The 17476-nt window shown below is 42.2% G+C and carries 12 protein-coding genes; 5 read left to right on the top strand and 7 right to left on the bottom strand.

Translation table 11 applies throughout. From position 1 onward, the window contains the following. Positions 1–332 precede the first annotated feature (332 nt). From CPIN_RS11390 to CPIN_RS11375, 4 genes are all read right to left on the bottom strand, one after another. A complete protein-coding gene (locus tag CPIN_RS11390; protein WP_044221308.1) occupies positions 333–2960 on the bottom strand; it encodes a glycoside hydrolase family 2 protein in 2628 nt (875 codons plus the stop codon). A 404-nt stretch (positions 2961–3364) separates the two neighbouring features. After that, on the bottom strand, positions 3365–3778 hold the full coding sequence (locus tag CPIN_RS11385) for a hypothetical protein (protein ID WP_012789941.1): 414 nt from the start codon (positions 3776–3778) through the stop codon (positions 3365–3367). A gap of 97 nt (positions 3779–3875) precedes the next feature. Then, positions 3876–5324 carry a HEAT repeat domain-containing protein gene (locus CPIN_RS11380; RefSeq protein WP_012789940.1) on the bottom strand — a complete coding sequence of 483 codons (1449 nt, stop codon included), beginning with the start codon at positions 5322–5324 and terminating at the stop codon, positions 3876–3878. Positions 5325–5341: 17 nt separating this feature from the next. Beyond that, positions 5342–6607, bottom strand: coding sequence for a Gfo/Idh/MocA family oxidoreductase (locus tag CPIN_RS11375; RefSeq protein ID WP_012789939.1), 1266 nt, complete (start codon positions 6605–6607; stop codon positions 5342–5344). Positions 6608–6816: 209 nt separating this feature from the next. Between CPIN_RS11375 and CPIN_RS11370 the strand changes: the two genes are divergently transcribed. Genes CPIN_RS11370 through CPIN_RS37855 form a run of 4 tightly spaced genes read left to right on the top strand, consistent with a single transcriptional unit; the run spans position 6817 to position 9594 of the window. Next, positions 6817–7797: an AraC family transcriptional regulator gene (locus CPIN_RS11370; protein WP_012789938.1), complete on the top strand. Its 981-nt coding sequence runs from the start codon at positions 6817–6819 to the stop codon at positions 7795–7797. A gap of 27 nt (positions 7798–7824) precedes the next feature. Further along, positions 7825–8238: a MauE/DoxX family redox-associated membrane protein gene (locus CPIN_RS11365; protein ID WP_012789937.1), complete on the top strand. Its 414-nt coding sequence runs from the start codon at positions 7825–7827 to the stop codon at positions 8236–8238. 9 nt (positions 8239–8247) lie between these two features. Continuing rightward, positions 8248–9279, top strand: a complete 1032-nt coding sequence (locus tag CPIN_RS11360) for a hypothetical protein (protein WP_012789936.1) — start codon at positions 8248–8250, stop codon at positions 9277–9279. Positions 9280–9312: 33 nt separating this feature from the next. Then, a complete protein-coding gene (locus CPIN_RS37855) occupies positions 9313–9594 on the top strand; it encodes a hypothetical protein (RefSeq protein ID WP_148230545.1) in 282 nt (93 codons plus the stop codon). A 600-nt stretch (positions 9595–10194) separates the two neighbouring features. Here the strand turns inward: CPIN_RS37855 and CPIN_RS36550 are convergent. Genes CPIN_RS36550 through CPIN_RS11345 form a run of 3 tightly spaced genes read right to left on the bottom strand, consistent with a single transcriptional unit; the run spans position 10195 to position 16483 of the window. Beyond that, the gene (locus CPIN_RS36550) at positions 10195–11580 is read right to left on the bottom strand and encodes a TlpA family protein disulfide reductase (protein ID WP_012789933.1); all 1386 of its coding nucleotides are present in this window, start codon (positions 11578–11580) and stop codon (positions 10195–10197) included. Between the two features lie 4 nt (positions 11581–11584). Continuing rightward, entirely contained in the window at positions 11585–12940 is a 1356-nt protein-coding gene (locus CPIN_RS11350) for a RagB/SusD family nutrient uptake outer membrane protein (protein WP_012789932.1), read from the bottom strand. Positions 12941–12955: 15 nt separating this feature from the next. Next, positions 12956–16483, bottom strand: coding sequence for a SusC/RagA family TonB-linked outer membrane protein (locus CPIN_RS11345; protein WP_012789931.1), 3528 nt, complete (start codon positions 16481–16483; stop codon positions 12956–12958). Positions 16484–16940: 457 nt separating this feature from the next. Here CPIN_RS11345 and CPIN_RS36545 point away from each other — a divergent pair, with 457 nt between their 5' ends. Further along, entirely contained in the window at positions 16941–17474 is a 534-nt protein-coding gene (locus tag CPIN_RS36545; protein WP_012789930.1) for a sigma-70 family RNA polymerase sigma factor, read from the top strand. The last annotated feature ends 2 nt before the right edge of the window (positions 17475–17476 follow it).

Raw genomic sequence — 17476 nt, 5'->3', positions numbered from 1 at the left:
CAGATATAAACGACAATCTCTCTGTTGGCTCAATACATCAAAAGGTGTACAACCGAGTAATAAATATAGTAAATAGTTTATTTATTAATATTTTTTTATATTAATAATACAGTAAGATCATATCAATAAGAGCAGAAAAAGGACTTAAAAGGCGATCATTTACAATTACTTATACACATTAAAAATACTAGTGATTTTTTTTCATTTTTCCTAAGCAGAAAGGTATTTTTTTACGCAGAAAGCCAAAAATCGCCATATTCAGGGATAAAAACAGCAAGGGCCGGAATGGTGATTCCGACCCCTGAAATTATCAAAAAGTGATACTTTTTTAACTATTTAACGCTGATAGTTTGTTCTGCCAGATTCCATCCTGAAACCGTTACCACGGCATTACTATTTTTACCGATTGCTTCTCCACTGATAGTCACCAGCTTCTCTTCTCCCGGTAATACAGACACATAGTTATCATTATAGAACACAGGCAGGATACGTTTCTTTGTTTTGCTATCCACCAGTGATACGCGGTTAAAGAATGCCACCGGACCATTGGCAGGATTGCTGATCTTCACCGTAATACTATCATTAGCAGCCTTTTGTGCTACGATCTGTACTTTAGCAGCCTTCATTTTCTGCAGACCGGAATAGTTACCGGTGCTGTCAGGGAACCAGTACAGGTTATCATCTATTACTTTCTGGTCTTTGTCCAGCAGGCGTAAAGACAGGAATATACCTTCTTTAGCGGCCATTTTATCCAGACCATGCTTCACAGACAGGTACTTCTGTACAGTCTTCGGACTAATCTCAGTAAATACCTGGGTAAGCTGTCTGCTCTTCCCTTCCATATCATATGCTGTCAGTTGCAGCATTACATCTGTATAATATTTAAAAGTATTATTGACAGTGAAGATGTTACCGTCGGTCGGGTTACACATTACGTGCAGTGGCGCGCCACCGGTACGGTTACCATACAGACAGGCGTTTGGATCGAGGTAGTAATCATACATCTGACCACGCAGTGCGGTCCATGGATTTTGTGTTTTCCAGATAATCACCCCTGTATACCAATCCCACATATGCGCGCTGAAACCTTCCATCAATGCACGGTACTGGTCATAGTTCACCAGCTGGGCCTTGTTAGCGAAGTCTTTTACGTCTTTCGGCTTACCATATGGATCTACCTGGTTGAAGTAAGGGATATATTTATGATAGTCCCATACTGAATCCACACCGCCTTTTTTATTCTCAGGCGCGATCATGTTTGCCACTGGGATAAATCTTTCCAGAGATTCATAATCACCTACACCTACGGAACCTACTTCTGAGTTGAAAGGGAATGTCCTTTCGTTCCAGAAAACGGAGAGTGGTTGTATATTATAAGGACCATCGCCATTACCACCCAGGTTGTTGTAAGACATACTATCGGTATTGGAGTAATGGAAGAAGAAACGGGTATTATCCAGTGAAGGCAGCAGGGAATCCTTGATTGCGGAGAGGATATCAGCCGGAGGCGTGATCTCATTACCACCACACCAGAAAGCCAGGGATGCATGGTTACGCAGCATTTTGATCTGGTCAGCCACAGATTCTACGAACAGGTTGTGGTCATCAGGATAACGACGACGTGTCCATTGGTCTTCTTTTTTCATCGGGTCTACCCATCTACCGTTACAGTCGCCTGACATCCAGAAATCCTGGAATACCAGCATACCATATTTATCACAGGCTTCGTAGAACTCTGGTCTTTCCGTCAGACTACCACCCCAGATGCGGATCAGGTTCAGGTTCATATCCCTGTGGAAACGTACTTCGGCATCATAACGCTCTTTGCTGAAACGGAACATTGCATCGGAAGTGATCCAGTTACCACCCTTGATAAAGATCTTCTGACCATTTACAGCAATCTCACGGCTGTTAGTGTGTGAGTTCCAGTAGGTTTGGATCTCTCTTACACCGAAGTTGACCTCTTCCACGTCGTCCACACCTGCATTTTCTGCGAACTCCAGTTGCAGGTTATATAGTTGCTGCGGACCGTAACCACTTGGCCACCAGAGTTTAGGCTCTTTCAGTTCCAGGTCAGGCAATTGCACGGTAGTCGTTGCATTCGCTGCCAGTGTTACCTTCTGTGAAATGGTATTACCTGCCAGTTTATAACGCAATGTACCTTCTATGCTTTTAGCGGTCGCATTCTCCAATGTAGCTTTTACCATTACGGTAGCCGGCGCCTGTGGGCCTTCCGGCAACCTTACACCCGCTACTTTAGTAATCACCTGCGGATCTTTTATATGTACAGCGCCTGTTTTCTCAATGGTCACTTTATCCCAGATACCGGTGTTACGGTCACGCATTGGCTGAATCCAGTCCCAACCAGCAGTGTACTGAGGACCAACATTCTTCGCAATAGTACCATCGCCACCCTGGCCACCGTTAGGATTACCTACAACGGCAGGTGGATATACTACTACTGCCAGACGGTTCTTGCCATCCTTTGCCAGCCACTGGGTGATATTATAAGAATGTCTGAGATAAGTACCGAAATGTGTGTTCGGATTGAGGCGATGACCGTTCACATAGATATCGCAACCGTCGTTCACACCTCTGAAGTGCAACCATACCTGGCCATCAGCACCGGGTTTCTGTTCTGCAAAATCCTTTACAAACCAATAAGTGTAGTGGTCTTTTCCGGTGTTGTAAATGTCCGGAATACGCTCATTGTTCATGCCGTAGAAAGGGTCCGGCACCAGTTTATTGTTCAGTAATGTTGTCAGCACTGTTCCGGGCACTGTTGCCGGCATCCAGCCTGAAAGTTTGTAGGACGGCGCAGAAAGCGCTTCTCCCTTTACAGTCACTTTTGCAATATTATTACATTGCCAGCCACTGTTCAATTCATATTGGCTTTGTGCAGCCAATGGTAAAAAAGGTGCTAGTAAAAGACCTGTCGCATTCAGTAATTTCCGAACCATAATGTGCATGAAAAGTTTACAGGCAGAAATGCCTCATTCACTGATAAAACAAAAATATACGTTGACAAGCCAAAATCAAAATGCCGGAGGGGTAATAATGGATAGACGGCAGGCAGAAAGCGCAAAAATCAAGAATTCACCATTATTTGTGAATTAACTATCAGCAGAGGGAAGCATTAAAAAAACTGCTGGTATAAGACTAAACCAGCACTGTTTAAACCTACAACTGTATACTACGCTGTCAGACAACGTAATTACTGTTGTAAAGGTACAGCTGCTGTCAGCAATAAAGGGGCTGGTTTCCTCCAGTAAACTACTTACCGGCAGGTTACCGCTCATACATAAAAAAAGGTGAAAAGTGATATGATCACCTTCCACCCTTCATATATGGCAATTAATAAATGCTATGCAGGATCTGACTCTACGATCACCACTTTGGTATATACGGATCTGGTAGGCGGGTTACGCGTCGTACCGTCAACGTTCTGTATTTCCAGGTACAGATTACCGGTTTCGTAAGTGTAGATATAAGTAGAGCCGTTAATTACATCAGGAATTGCTTCCCACAACTGCTGATCATCTGAAATGTATACAAGAATACCACTGTTCTGATTTGCGTAATCATCTAATTCCTGAATAGGAATCTGTGCATAATAAGTTTTTGTGGTGTTGTCGTATTTCCAGGCGTCAGGCTTTACTTCAAACTGAATCGTTTTATTAGGTATAACAACTTCCTGGGTTATTTCTTCTTTGGTGCAGCTGCTGAAGGTGAATACGCAACCTAACAGCAACATAGGCAGAAGCAACAGTGATTTCATAATGAGAGCCGAATTGATAGTGATTTAATATAGATTGATATGATAAACGTTTATCAGATATCATATCAATAACAAATAGAATGCCATAAAAAGGATTTTACTCTTTGACGGCCTCCAGTGTAGTTTTAGCAGCTGCTGCTACATCCGGATTTTCGTTATCCAGCAACAGGCGGATAAAGCGTTCCTTGTCTGCTGCCTTTTTATATGCCAGTACATGTAATAAGGTGATCTGAGCAAAGGGAGGTGCATGTTGTAACGCGACTGCAACATAACCGGACACATCTCTGCTTCTGATACTCAAGAGGCTATTCCCGATGGCTTTTACCTCTGTGGAATCAGCCGTTTTCATGGCTACCAGCAAAGGACTCAACATCTCGGGGCTCTGCATTTGCGCACTGGCTTCAATGGCGGCCATCCTTACGCGCGCATCACTGTCTTTTAACGCTTTTGTACACAATGATATTGCAACACGTTGTTTAGTAGCCGCCAACATAGTGATAACAGCCGCTTTGGTGGCGGGTTGTGAGCGCTCGCCCTTTTGTAACCAGATATCGGCATTAGCTGCGTTCATGAATCTTCCAGCCATTGCCAGCGCTGCTGCTGCATATTGCAGATCTTTATTGTCGGCAGCCAGCGTTAATGTATTAGTTGCATTATCCCCCATGATATCCACAATCGTTTTTAATGCAGCGATACGTACGTGTGAAAGACTATCTCCTTTGCATTGCCGGAGTACCTTGTTAGCAGCCGCCTGTGCCGGCGCAGTTGGCCAGTTATGACCAAGATGATCGATAAACAAGAGATAGGCCGCTGTTGCGCCTGTTGAGTCATAGGCGAAGTTTACTTTTTCAGCTGCGGCAAATAATACTGGCTCACTGTCCTCGCTGGCAATATCTGCCAACGCAAACAATGCGGTTCTTTTCAGTACCGGATCAGGTGAAGAGGTACGTAATGTGACCGCACCTTCAGCAGCGATATACCGACGATCACCCAGGGCTTTTACCAGGGCTATTTCGCTATTACCTTTTGCTTTATCCAAAGCCAGCTCCATAGCGATCAGTGAGGCAGAAGTTTTTATCTGCGACAGCACACGGACAGCAGGATCGGCATAACGAGGCTGCAGTAAGCAGGGCTTTAATAATGGGATAGCCGTATTGTCTCCGAAGAACTGTAACTGTTCTATAAGAAATATTTTAGCGCTTGCATCAGTGGTCAGTTTAAGCGCTTTGCCCCATGCTTTTATGGCTTTGCTACGCAGCGAATCTCTGGTAGCAGCAGCCACGTAATTTGCATAACCATTTAATGCATATTGCAGGGCCGTGTTGTCTCCTTTTCCCGGAGGACGCAGCATACAGGCCATTTCAGTTAGTCCGTTAACACCAAGCGCTGTTATCTGCTGCATACAGCTATCCAGCTGTAATTGATTATTTGCAGGCATACGTTTCAGCACCCGGCTGATTTTCGCTGCATATGGGCTTTGCTTTTGCTGTGCAGATAGTGTGACACAACTCAGCAACAGTATGACGAATAGTATCTTTGTTTTCATAGGATTGCAATTGTCTGTTACGCCCAACCAGTGCGGGCAGGTGGGTCAATCAGGCTGTTAGCGGCATCGTCGAACAGGAATACCTGTCTCTCCGGATCGAACTCCAGGGAACGGCCTACCTGCAAAGCAATCTTCGCTATATTTACCAGTGTACAGGAACGATGCCCATTTTCTTCATTCAGGGCAAACTGCCGGCGTTCTTTTACAGTAATGAGAAAATCGGTGACCTGTGGCGGCGGATCAGGATAGGCTGCCAGTTTCTTTTCCAGATCAGGAATATCAGAGCGGAAACCAGGGTATAGCCTGCCGGAAGGCCCTTCAATAAATGCGGCTTTCTCGTCTGTACCTTCACCGTCAAGAATAATTTTGCAACCATCTTTGTAGGTATAGGTGATCCTTCTCCAGGTACCCACTGCATCAGGGTGTTGCTGCGGCGCATCTATTTCTACTGAAACCGGACTGGTATCATCTTTCCCGAGTATATACTGTACCGGATCCAGGTAATGCTGCCCCATATCTCCCAGTCCGCCACCATCGTAATCCCAATATCCCCGGAAGCGCTGGTGCACCCTTTCAGGATGATAAGGCTTATACGGAGCTGGTCCCAGCCAGCGGTCGTAGTTTAATTCTGCCGGCACAGGTGTCGCCGGCAGATTGGTCTTACCTACCCAATGCTGTTTCCAGTCAAAACCTGTATAACGATTTAATGTTACCGTAAGCGGCCAGCCCAGCATTCCACTGTTAACCAGCTTCTTAATGGGCTTTACCGGTGTATTCATGCCGTAGAAATTATCCTCAAAACGGAACCAGGTGTTCAGGCGGAACATCCGCCCATATTGCTGTACGGCTTCTTTTACCCGCTGCCCCTCTCCTATGGTACGCGTCATTGGTTTTTCACACCAGATATCTTTTCCTGCACGTGCCGCTTCGATTGACATGATACCATGCCAGTGAGGCGGCGTAGCAATGTGTACGATATCTACTTCGGGTAATTGTATGAGTTCGCGGTAATCGTCGAATGCTTTTATTCCTCCACCGAGCATCTCCTGCGCCTGTTGCAGATGCTGTTTATCCACATCACAGATAGCCACTACCCTGGTACCTGCATATCCGAAATGGCCTTTTCCCATCCCGCCTGTACCAATCACCCCTTTTGTCAGCTGATCACTGGGCGCCAGGTACCCGCGTCCCAGTACATGACGGGGTACTATTGTAAATGCGGCAACAGCGCCTATACCATTCCTGAGGAAGGTCCTTCTGGATTGATTCTTTTTCTGCTCCATCTTATGGTTAAAATTCATTAAGCTGAAGCAAGATATAAAAATGATTTTGCAAGTGTATATTTCTGTGATAAGCGGGTTATTATTTTGCAGTAAAAATTCTCTATATTCGTTCAGTGTCAGATCGTATATATTCGTTAGCCAACATCTGAGCCCGTATTAATCCTTAACAATAACATCCCTGAGAACCGTTCACCATTAACACACAACACATGCCATCTCTTATTGATATCCTGTTGCCCGAAGAGGTGAAAACCTCGCGGGTCATTCCACAGGAGTTTCAAGCACATGTCTATCCTTTTACTAAACCCATTTTCAGATCCACGTCTGCATTTACACGAATAGAACAGATCATCGCTATCCGTGGTTGCCGTATTATGAATGTCACCACCATGGTGGATGAAGACACCGTAATGCGGGTACGTCGTAAAAATGATGTGCTGACACTGCACATTATGCTACAAGGAACCGTTACATGGTCTGTACCCATGGAGGGCAGGATTTCACTGGCACCTGGCGAATATCGCTTACTGAAAATGAATACGGGGCTGCATGAAATGCTGCTCCCTGCCGGTCTAAGTGAATTTATCCAGATAGATATTCCACCCTCGCTGATTGCAGACATCCTTCCTGCTTCTACCCTTGTACGTTCCTTACTGACTTCGGCATTATCCTTCCAATGTTCTGTTTCGCCACGGCCAATGGAGCAGAAGTTCAGATATCTGATAGACGATATCCGGCAGACGGTAGTAAAAGACGGGATCCAGCAACTGCGTTTATATGCACAGCTTACAGAACTGATCACGGCGGCTATTGATAGTCTGGAGGAAACTGGTATTCCGCCTTCCGGTAATGATATACATGAACGCCTGATCTTCGATATTAAAGTGTATATCAACCGGCACTTAAATAAAAAGATCACTTTGTCAGAAATAGCTGGCGCCTTTTTTATCAGTGCGTCTAAACTCAAAAAGGATTTCAAGAAGTCAGAGCAGCAGACCGTACTGGCTTACCTCCAGGAACAACGGATGCAACGTGCCATGCAGCTGTTACAGGCTTCTGACAACAAGCTTTCTCACATCGCACAGGAAGTAGGTTACAGTAACCTTTCCAGCTTTACCCGCGAATTCAGAAAACACTTCGACTGTTCACCGAAAGTCGTCAGACTAAATATCCGAAACAGACACATATAACTATTCAAACAAGCGCCTTAATCCGTTATGACACGTAAACTATTCGTTGAGTTACCCGCAGTGTTATTAGTAGCACTCTTCACTTATGCTGCCATCAGTAAACTAATGCAATATGATACCTTCGAATATCAGCTGGGGCAGTCTCCATTTGTAACTGGATATGCCGGTCTTCTTACCTGGTCATTGCCATTATTTGAGTTACTGATAGCTGCCCTGCTTGTTATTCCCGGCACGCGGTTAACAGGGTTTTATCTCTCTTATGCTATGATGCTGGCATTTACGATCTATATCTATGCAATGCTGCATTACAGTTATTTCGTCCCCTGTTCCTGCGGAGGTATTCTATCGCAGATGAACTGGGACCAGCATTTCATCTTTAACATCGTATTTACCCTCATTGCGATAGCCGGCATTTTCCTGTTACCGTTAAAAAAGAAATAATCTCATTTTATGATCAAAAGACTATTTGCAGTATTACTGCTGACCCTATTGACTGGCGGCATTATGTTCCTGCTGGTGAGCAATTCCAGAAAACCCCTCGATATAAAACATGGTTTTAACAGGACTTTCAATAATAACAAAGTAAAGTTACTGGCGTCCGCAATTGTGCCTCATATTTTGTTTGTGGCGGGTAACAGCGACAGTGTGATTTATTTCCATAGCGACAGCCCATCGTTTATTACCTATGCAGATACGGGTTTGCATCAACTGCAAACTATTCCTCTTCCGCTGGACAGCGTAAAAGCAGGCATGGCTAATGGATTCAGTATCTATGTGCATTATCCTGACGCATTTGTGTATGCATATAATATGGCCCGCATTTTCAGATACAATATACCGGCGAAGAGACTTACACAGACCCATACACCAGGTAGCTATACCGGCGCTGTACAGATAAGCGATTCCAGCTTTATGCTGAGGTATTTTACGGGGAATGATACTGATCAGGGATTTTGTCTGCTGAATTTATACACAGCAACTTATCATACAAATAGCCTGCTTACAGAGACAGACCTATCTTCCAGTGGCAATCTTTTGTATGATATACACAACGCGCAATGTGTTTATGTAAGACAATTCAGTAATAATATACTGCTTTTTGACACAAGCTTACAACAGCTTACGCCTGCACATACAATTGATACTTTTACACAGTCCCGCGGAGAATATATCAGTCATAATAAGACGGGCAGCAAAGACACATTGTATAAACCTAAAGGCGATCGTATGTTGATTAATTATCTAAGTCAGGTATATGACGGAAAGTTATATGTTAATAGTCTGCTGAAAGCTGATAATGAAACAATGGCAACAGACCAGCGGGAGACAACCATCGATGTATATGAAGCCAGGAGCGGGCAATACCTGGAGAGTTTTTATGTACCCTTGGGCAATATGAAGAGATTAAATTCATTCAGGGTAATGGGTAAGCGGTTAGTAGTGACTTATAATGACAGGATTTCGTTGTATGCATTGCCTTGATGGATCTTATTTATTCATTTAAAATATTCAGACATGAAAAAACTGAAAATGAATTATCTGGCCGGGGTCTTATTATTAACTACTGTGGGTGCGTTTGCAAGCAGCGAGAAAAGGAACTCCCTCGATTTATGTTCAACAGTACCAACAACTAGCGGCCCCTCAATTAACTCAGAATGTCCTTATTCCCCGGCAACACAATGTTGTTATATTGCTGCGGGAAGTACTGCTCAATATGTTACACAAACCCAACCTGACGGGACTGTTATTATCAGAAGAAACGCAGGACAGATGACGACAATTTATGGCCTCAGATAATAAAACTTTGTCCATATTAGCATAAAAAAGGTCAGCTTTAACACGGAACCTTTTATATGCTAATATGGACAAACATTAGATGCCTCTGCTAATGCCCCAAAGCAAGGTCCTTTCGTATCTTTAGGAACGGGAATAGAGCACATATATCAACCACATATCTTTATGAATTTCCATCATCATTATTATTATTGATAATACCGGAATGGTATCAATTTATGTCTGAATGGATAAATGCAGATGGGTAATATTTTGTGAAATTTGCGTGCGTCTAAATGCATTTTTAAAACATCATGGGGTAAAATGAAATACATTAAGCTGAATCCAACTTTAGTAGTTTTTCTGTTTAGCGCTGCGAGCGCAATTGCGAGCAGTAAGAAAGTAAACAGGCTTGATCTCTGTTCAACGGTACCGACAACAGGAGGACCTAGTATCAATGCAGAATGTCCATATAGCGCATCTGTACAATGTTGTTATATTGCTGCAGGAAGTAGTAGTCAATATGTAACGCAAACCCAGTCATCATCTACAGTAACAATCAGAAGGAATGCCACATCTATGGTGACTATTTTTGGGATAAGACAATAAATTGCACTACTTAATCTAATCTTCCAGCAGTAATACGTCGACCATTCTTTCGTCCTCACAAAGTTCAATTCCATATTGCGCGAGTGCTGACTTTAAAGCTGGTATATCATTCATACACACGGTAAGATTAATATCTATTCTTGATACAAAGTGGGTTTCGTCGATTATTATCGCAGATTCCAGACCTCTGTAAGGAGAAGATTTGCTATTTTCATTATAGCCTTTAATATGCTGGACTAATTTTGGAAAAGGAGTATTTTTTAGTTTTAAATAATACATATTCCCTTCCTCATGATAGTTTTCGTCACTAGCCGTCAGCTTTAAGCTATCTTTCATGGTCAAAACATAGCAAGCAATCTTCTTTTTAACATGTGTGCCCCTTACTCCAAAATATTTGTATAGGTCTTCCTTCATTTTATCCTGGAGGCTCCTCATACCTTTCTTGTTTACAATAAGATCATAACAATACATGTCAGAAGTAGAGTCAGGCGCTTCTGTAAAATTGACCAACAATTTATCGAGAATAGCTTTGTCCCTTATATTAAAAAAGACCCTAGGCATTGGCACTAATTCCTGCTCCCGCGGATCAGTACTTAACTTACCAAAAGCAAGGCGTAACATTGTACATAGTGGCAAATTCCATAAGCGTATTCTTCGTTCTGCATAAATACCTGTAAAGTCAATCCCGGAACTGGGAGGATATTTTTTATTGTAACCAGACAACATAGAATATTCTAACAACCCGGCAATAGAATCATTCAGCATCATCTTTTCTGCCATACCCAACTCCTGATAGGTAAATAATGCAGGATGTGACATATTCAAAATATCTTCCGTCTTATGATTTACATCAGACAAAGAATTCCCAGCTATCAGTTTAGCGATATTATCCTCTGTTAACTCCTCGTAGCCAGTCACAGCCTTCAGGACCTGGTTTTTATCGATCCATACATAATGAGGAATATATTTATGTGGAAAGGTTGAGAATATAATATCATTTGATCCTTTTGCATCATTTGTAGCTGTTAACATCTTAAAACCCTGAGAGCGGATATTATTAAACATATGCACGATCTTCTCCTGCTGATCACTGGTGATAGTAATAACCTGCAGTTCCTTCTGAAATTTATCCTGTATGCCCTGTAACTTGGGGAATTGTGCCAGACAAGGTTGACAAAAAGAAGCCCAAAAATCAATCAGTATTGCTTTTCCCTTAAATTCAGACAAGCGAACCTGCTGTTTTTTGTAATTAAGTACATTATGAAATCGGAGATCAGGCACTACCTCACCTAGACCGGGTTGACTAACTGCAGCGATATACTTGTCAAATGGCTCTTTTACCTGCGCACAAACCGCAATTGGGAAAAACGAAGCCAGTAATAAAAATAAGTGTTTCCACATAAAATTATCTAATGTTTTGCTCTATACCGCTTAATTGTATTTCATCGTCAGGAATAGGAAACACATAACGCGGACCATTGGGTAATAACTGGTAAGTTTTACCATTTATATTCCTGATAATCGTTTTTGCAAATCGAACATCTTTATTAAGGCGTCTAAGGTCAGTCCATCTGCGCCCGCGAAAAATCAGCTCCTTCCTCCTTTCGTTTAATACTTTTACTAAAGCATCTGTTTGATCTGTTGCAGTCAGATCTGTATAGGCTCCCGACAACCATCTTGATCTCAACAGCTTATTCAAATCATCCATTGCTGCTAAAACATTGCCTGTTCTTGCCTGGCATTCTGCACGGTTCAATATCACTTCATCAAGCGCCAATCCGCCAAATTGCAAAAGTGCATTTCCCGAATACGTTCCTTTAAACAAATGCATCCCACTGGTGTTTTCCCTGAAAAAGAGCGATTTTCTAAGATCTCCATCCTCAAACTGTTCATACAACAAAGTATCTATGGGGCTATTAGTGGCGCTTAGCAAACTTGTGGTTGTCAACGCGGCGGAGAACAATACATCCGCATTAAACTGATCAAAAGGCAAACTGGATACATTAGCCACCGTATTATAGTCTAACAGATTACTGTAAATATTCAGGGTGCTATCTGCATAGATTTTTGCTTTTCCATAATTTCCCAGTCCAAGATAAATTCTACTTAATAATGCATAAGCTGCAAGTTTGGAAGGGCGAGTTTTGTATACTGATTTTTCCGGTAGCAAAGCAATTGCATTATTCAAGTCATCAAATATGCGATCATATGTCTCTTTTAAACTGGCACGCGGGAATATTTTCAATATATCAGAAACTGTTCTCAGTGGCAAACCAAGATCTGAAGAGGCCCGGGTACTGTCATATGGCTTACAGAACATTTCCGCCATCGTGTAAAGAGACATTGCCCGTAAGAATAGTGCAGATCCCTTTATGTTATTATATGCGCCTTTCCCAGGAGTAAAATTCAGGTCATCCAGGGACTCTAATACAAGATTACAGTAATTGATCCTGGTATATCCTCCTGCCCAATCCAAAATAATATCAGTAGCCGTAAATATTTCATCTCCCCATATGTAGGCATTTCTTGCACCATTTGAAGACAACGAATTAAACCGCATATCGGTCAGATAATAGTTATCTGCACCCGCCTCTGTATATGCTGGAATATTGTTATTGATGGCATCTGTATTATCTAGCATTGCCTGTAAATCTTCCAGCGTCTCTGGAACTACCTTTGACTGATCTGGTTTCAGATCAAGTTTTTCTGTACACCCTTGAAGCGACAGTGTAAATGCTATAAACATTAGATATTTGCGCATTGCACAATAATTGAATTAGAAACTTACTTTGCAACCGAGCGATAGTGTCCTTGGCATTGGAATACCGATCAGATAATCCGGATCAATCCCGGATTTATTAGCTTTCCAGACTATTCCAAGATTATCAGCATATAAATAGACCTGTGCATCCGTTGCTCCTATCCGTTTTAGGAATGCGCCACTTGTTGTATAACCCAGTCGTACATCTTGTAACCTTATATGATCACCTTTCTCAACCAACGCCGACGAATACTGATAAAACAAATCTCTATTTGGATCTATAGGATATGTCATAGATGGAACATTCGTATGTGCTTCATCTCCCGGCTGCTTCCAGCGGTCGATAAAATCTTCATGTCCTGACCAATAACCAAACAGGCTGCTATAAGCAATAGACGAACGTCGGAAGTAATACCCCATTTTAAAAGTCAGATTAACAGACAGAGTCAACCCTTTATAAGCAAGTGTGTTACGCAGCGCTCCGAAAAATGTAGGTCTCGCAGGACCGTGGTATTGAATATCCGTTTCCTGATTGCTGGAAATGATGTTATTATAATCCTTACTAACCTTTCCATCCTGATATCCTAACGGATCTCCATTCTCCGGATCAAGCCCTGCCCATCTGTAAGTATAAATTCCATATACCGGTTTCCCAAGAACAGGAAACACCTTTGCAGTGGTTCCATCACCACCTGTAATGGCACCTCTGTATATCTGTAAATATTTAAATGCCGTAATCTTATCCCAATTGTAGCTAAATAAAAAATCGGTTGTCCAGGATACCCGGCGATTGATATTAACAGAAGATAAAACAAGGTCCATGCCTCCACCTTCCATATTGGCTGAGTTATTTCTGATCATAGTCGAACCCGCCTGACTCGCCACCAACTGATCTCCTATTAATTCTGACCCCCACTTTCTATAGACTTCAACACTACCATGGAGAATGCCATTTTTTGTTTCAAAGTCAGTTCCTAAATTGAACATGGAGGACTTCTCCCAACGTAAATAAGGATTGGGTTGCTGATTTATGGAGGCATATGGAAGACCGGCAACATTAGGACTAAGCTGATAACTGACTACCAACTTCCCGGATAATGCAGGATCCAGATTCCCATTATTACCATATGTTGCTCTTAACTTAATAAGAGGAAAGACGTCCCATTTATAAAAAGCCTCCCTACTGATATTCCAGCCTAATCCTGCCGACCATAAAGGCACCCCTTTCTGATTCGTAACTATTCCCCATATATTACTCTGATCCAGTCGTCCACTTCCTGATATCGTATATTTATCATCCAGTTCATAAGAAGCGTCTGCGTAATAGGAGATAAATTCATTGTTAAACCGGCTCATACTTCCAATACGTGGCAGATATCCAGCCTCACCCAGGTACATATACCCATCATAATATCGGGAATAATCAAGCGCTGAATTATATGCATTGGCCTGTTTATTATAGCCGATATAATTTAAATTATCGATTTCTGTAATCGACTCTCTCTGTTCCAGTCCTGCGATAGCGGCTACAACATGTCTGTTGCCAAAACGCTTATTGAAATTCAGCTGTGCACGATAATTGTTAGTCGTAATTTCACTGTTCATCAGACTTATCACGTCACCCACAGGAAATGGATGTGTCACCACTCCATTTTCAACCTGTGTAAAAATATTAATCATATATCGGGTCATATATGTATTAACATTCTGATAATCTCTTGCTTTGGATATCTGCTTCTCAAACTGATATCTGATTTCCGCATCCAGTCCTTTAAAAATATTAACCTTCAGACCAGGGTTTAGACGAATATGATACTGCCGGTTTGTATTATCTGCAAACTTCAACTCATCCAATGGTCTGTATGTCCAGTCCAGCAATCCTTCATCCTGCAGATTACTGATAAAACTATACCGGAAATCCTTCGGCAAAGCCAACGCATTGCCATCCTTGTCGGCCAGTTGTGCATAAGGATAGTATACACTCTTTCCACCACCGGGAAAGATCTGGCTACTTATGCCATAGTTGCTTTTGTTCATTACAAACGACAAGCCTGTCGACAACTCCGCCCTGTTCCAGAAATTAAACGTACTATAATTATTCAGTGTAAATCTATCTGACGCAGCCCCTACCTTATTGCCCACATTTCTGTCATACCCTACAGACAACATATACGCACTCCTATCTCCTCCCGAACTGACGTTTACCGCATACTGCTGGTTCACGCTATTCCTGTACATGTACTTCTCATAATCTTTTCTGATATCCAGATGTCTATATTTATCAATCGTTGCATCTGCTTCGGCCGCTGATATCAGTCCGTTCCTCTTTTTATCTAATAGTTCCACTACCGGTGAAATAACGGGATACGTGAACGTATTTGACAGGTCATCATCATAAAAGCCCTGGTCAAAAAGAAATTTCTCTACATCTATAAATTCGTTCGCAGGCAGGAAAGCCCGATTATAATAAAGATCAGGTTTCGCACCGACGGTGATGTTCATATTCGCTTCCACTTTAAAAGGCTGATGCAGTTTACCTCTTTTCGTCGTGATCACGATGACGCCATTCCCTGAAAAAGCGCCCCAGATAGAAGCTGCAGCCGCATCTTTCAGTACGGTGATATTCTCTACATCATTAGGATTGAGCAAATTGATATCACCTGTATAGGGGAAATTATCTACGACTACCAAAGGCTCTGCATTCGCGAGGATGGTACTTCTGCCACGTACAGAAATATAGGCTTCGTTGGAAGAGGGAGGAATATTTTTATTGGGAAATAACACCCCACTTGCAATGCCTTCCAGGCGTTCAAGCACAGTGGGACCCACCCGGCGGTTAAACAACTGATTATTGATCTGTACAAAAGAACCTGTAGCTCTTTCCTGCGGAATCTTCTGATAACCGTTACTTCTCACGGCAACAGCGGCGAGATCAGTGACCATTGGTTGTAAGACCACATTGGTTGACACACCTGATTTCATACTGATCTCCTGCGACTTAAACCCAGTGTAACTCACACGTATCAGGGTGTCGTCACTATTTGTATCAAAGAAGAAAAGCCCTTTTTCATTTGTTCTTGTAATGGCAGCACCTGTAGCCGCTACGCTGATACTGGCGCCCTCCAGTGGCGTACCATCAGACATACTGATGATACCTCTGACACTATACACGGGTTCTTTTGCATCTTTCTTTTCAGCCTTAACAGGCTTAGAGCCTTTAAAGATGAAGAGCTTATCAGACTTTATTTTCCATGCATATCCCTTTTCCGGTAATATCTTTTCCAGCACTTGCTGCAACGATACATTATCCATATGTATGGTTACTTTAAGTTGCCCGTTAACAATCTGATTATCGTAGAAAACAATGTATCCTGTCTGTTGCGAAATGATATGGAAAAGATCAGCAAGTTGGATGTTGTCATATTGCAGGGAGACTCTCTGCTGGCTGCTTTGGTCCTGTGACTGTACAGGATGAATAGGGAAGAAAAATAAAACAAAGACCCCGAGGCTGTATAAAATACAGTCCCAACAACGGTGATACATAATTATCAGAAATTAGAGTGGTCAATAAAATCGTTTACTGCACAATTGCACTGGCCTGATCTGATGAAACTTTACATGGTAACAGTGTGTTCAAGTAGTATTGTGACATTTTATCCAAAAAAGCTTTAGCGGAAAATTTTTTCTTTTTTTTTGAAAACTATAAATCCGACTCAGGTGTTTTAACGTATATGTACTCAGTGCCATAACAATCTCAATAAAAGACATCCACGATTACTAGCTTTACCCAAAGAATTAAAAGACAAGCATTTACAAGACTGTAGCATTGTTAACGTACTTACATCAGGATTGCATTTACAAATCATTAACATGAGTACCCATAAGTTAATTTCAAAATAACATCTATGTGTTTAGTACTTTCGCCCCGCTTTTTAAACAGCAAAATCAGCATTCAACGGGGATTCAGCATCACATTCGTAAATAGTAAAGGGGTTATATAATGCGTCATGCGAATACTAACGATCTGCAAACGGCAGACGATAATGTCACATACGAGACTATATTCCAGAACCATGCAAAAGCTCTCTGGGCAGAGGCTTACAGGCTACTGAAAGACAGCCAGGAAGCCAAAGACATGGTACAGGACCTGATTATTGAAATATGGGAAAAACGTTCGCTTGCAAACGTACAGACCAATATTAGGTCCTACCTGTTCCAATCTCTTCGTTACAAATGCTATAGGCATATCAAAACAAAAGATACCGAAGAGCATAAGAAAAATGCATGGTCATTCTTCCAGGATTTTGTCACCAAAGCAGAAAGCAGCCTGGAAAGAGAAGAACTGAAACGGTCTATCTCAGCAGCAATTAAAACATTGCCGCTGCAGTCCTCCAATATCTTTACGCAAGTATATATTGAAGGGAAAAAAAGAAAGGAAGTAGCCCTCGATATGGGCCTCTCCATTAATACCGTGAACGTACATATTCATACTGCCTGCAAAAAATTACAGGAGAAACTGAAAAAAATCCTGTAAGT

Origin of the sequence: Chitinophaga pinensis DSM 2588 (assembly GCF_000024005.1) — a bacterium.
Taxonomy (GTDB): Bacteria; Bacteroidota; Bacteroidia; order Chitinophagales; family Chitinophagaceae; genus Chitinophaga; species Chitinophaga pinensis.
Note: the sequence above shows the minus strand (reverse complement) of the source record. Positions and strands in the feature narration are given on the sequence as shown.

What these genes read in the sequence shown, in the direction of transcription:
- CPIN_RS11375 (WP_012789939.1), bottom strand. Translation starts at nt 6,607, where the DNA reads ATGGAGCAGAAAAAGAATCAATCCAGAAGGACCTTCCTCAGGAATGGT.
- CPIN_RS11385 (WP_012789941.1), bottom strand. Translation starts at nt 3,778, where the DNA reads ATGAAATCACTGTTGCTTCTGCCTATGTTGCTGTTAGGTTGCGTATTC.
- CPIN_RS11380 (WP_012789940.1), bottom strand. Translation starts at nt 5,324, where the DNA reads ATGAAAACAAAGATACTATTCGTCATACTGTTGCTGAGTTGTGTCACA.
- CPIN_RS11390 (WP_044221308.1), bottom strand. Translation starts at nt 2,960, where the DNA reads ATGGTTCGGAAATTACTGAATGCGACAGGTCTTTTACTAGCACCTTTT.
- CPIN_RS11345 (WP_012789931.1), bottom strand. Translation starts at nt 16,483, where the DNA reads ATGTATCACCGTTGTTGGGACTGTATTTTATACAGCCTCGGGGTCTTT.
- CPIN_RS11360 (WP_012789936.1), top strand. Translation starts at nt 8,248, where the DNA reads ATGATCAAAAGACTATTTGCAGTATTACTGCTGACCCTATTGACTGGC.
- CPIN_RS36545 (WP_012789930.1), top strand. Translation starts at nt 16,941, where the DNA reads ATGCGTCATGCGAATACTAACGATCTGCAAACGGCAGACGATAATGTC.
- CPIN_RS11365 (WP_012789937.1), top strand. Translation starts at nt 7,825, where the DNA reads ATGACACGTAAACTATTCGTTGAGTTACCCGCAGTGTTATTAGTAGCA.
- CPIN_RS11370 (WP_012789938.1), top strand. Translation starts at nt 6,817, where the DNA reads ATGCCATCTCTTATTGATATCCTGTTGCCCGAAGAGGTGAAAACCTCG.
- CPIN_RS11350 (WP_012789932.1), bottom strand. Translation starts at nt 12,940, where the DNA reads ATGCGCAAATATCTAATGTTTATAGCATTTACACTGTCGCTTCAAGGG.
- CPIN_RS36550 (WP_012789933.1), bottom strand. Translation starts at nt 11,580, where the DNA reads ATGTGGAAACACTTATTTTTATTACTGGCTTCGTTTTTCCCAATTGCG.
- CPIN_RS37855 (WP_148230545.1), top strand. Translation starts at nt 9,313, where the DNA reads ATGAAAAAACTGAAAATGAATTATCTGGCCGGGGTCTTATTATTAACT.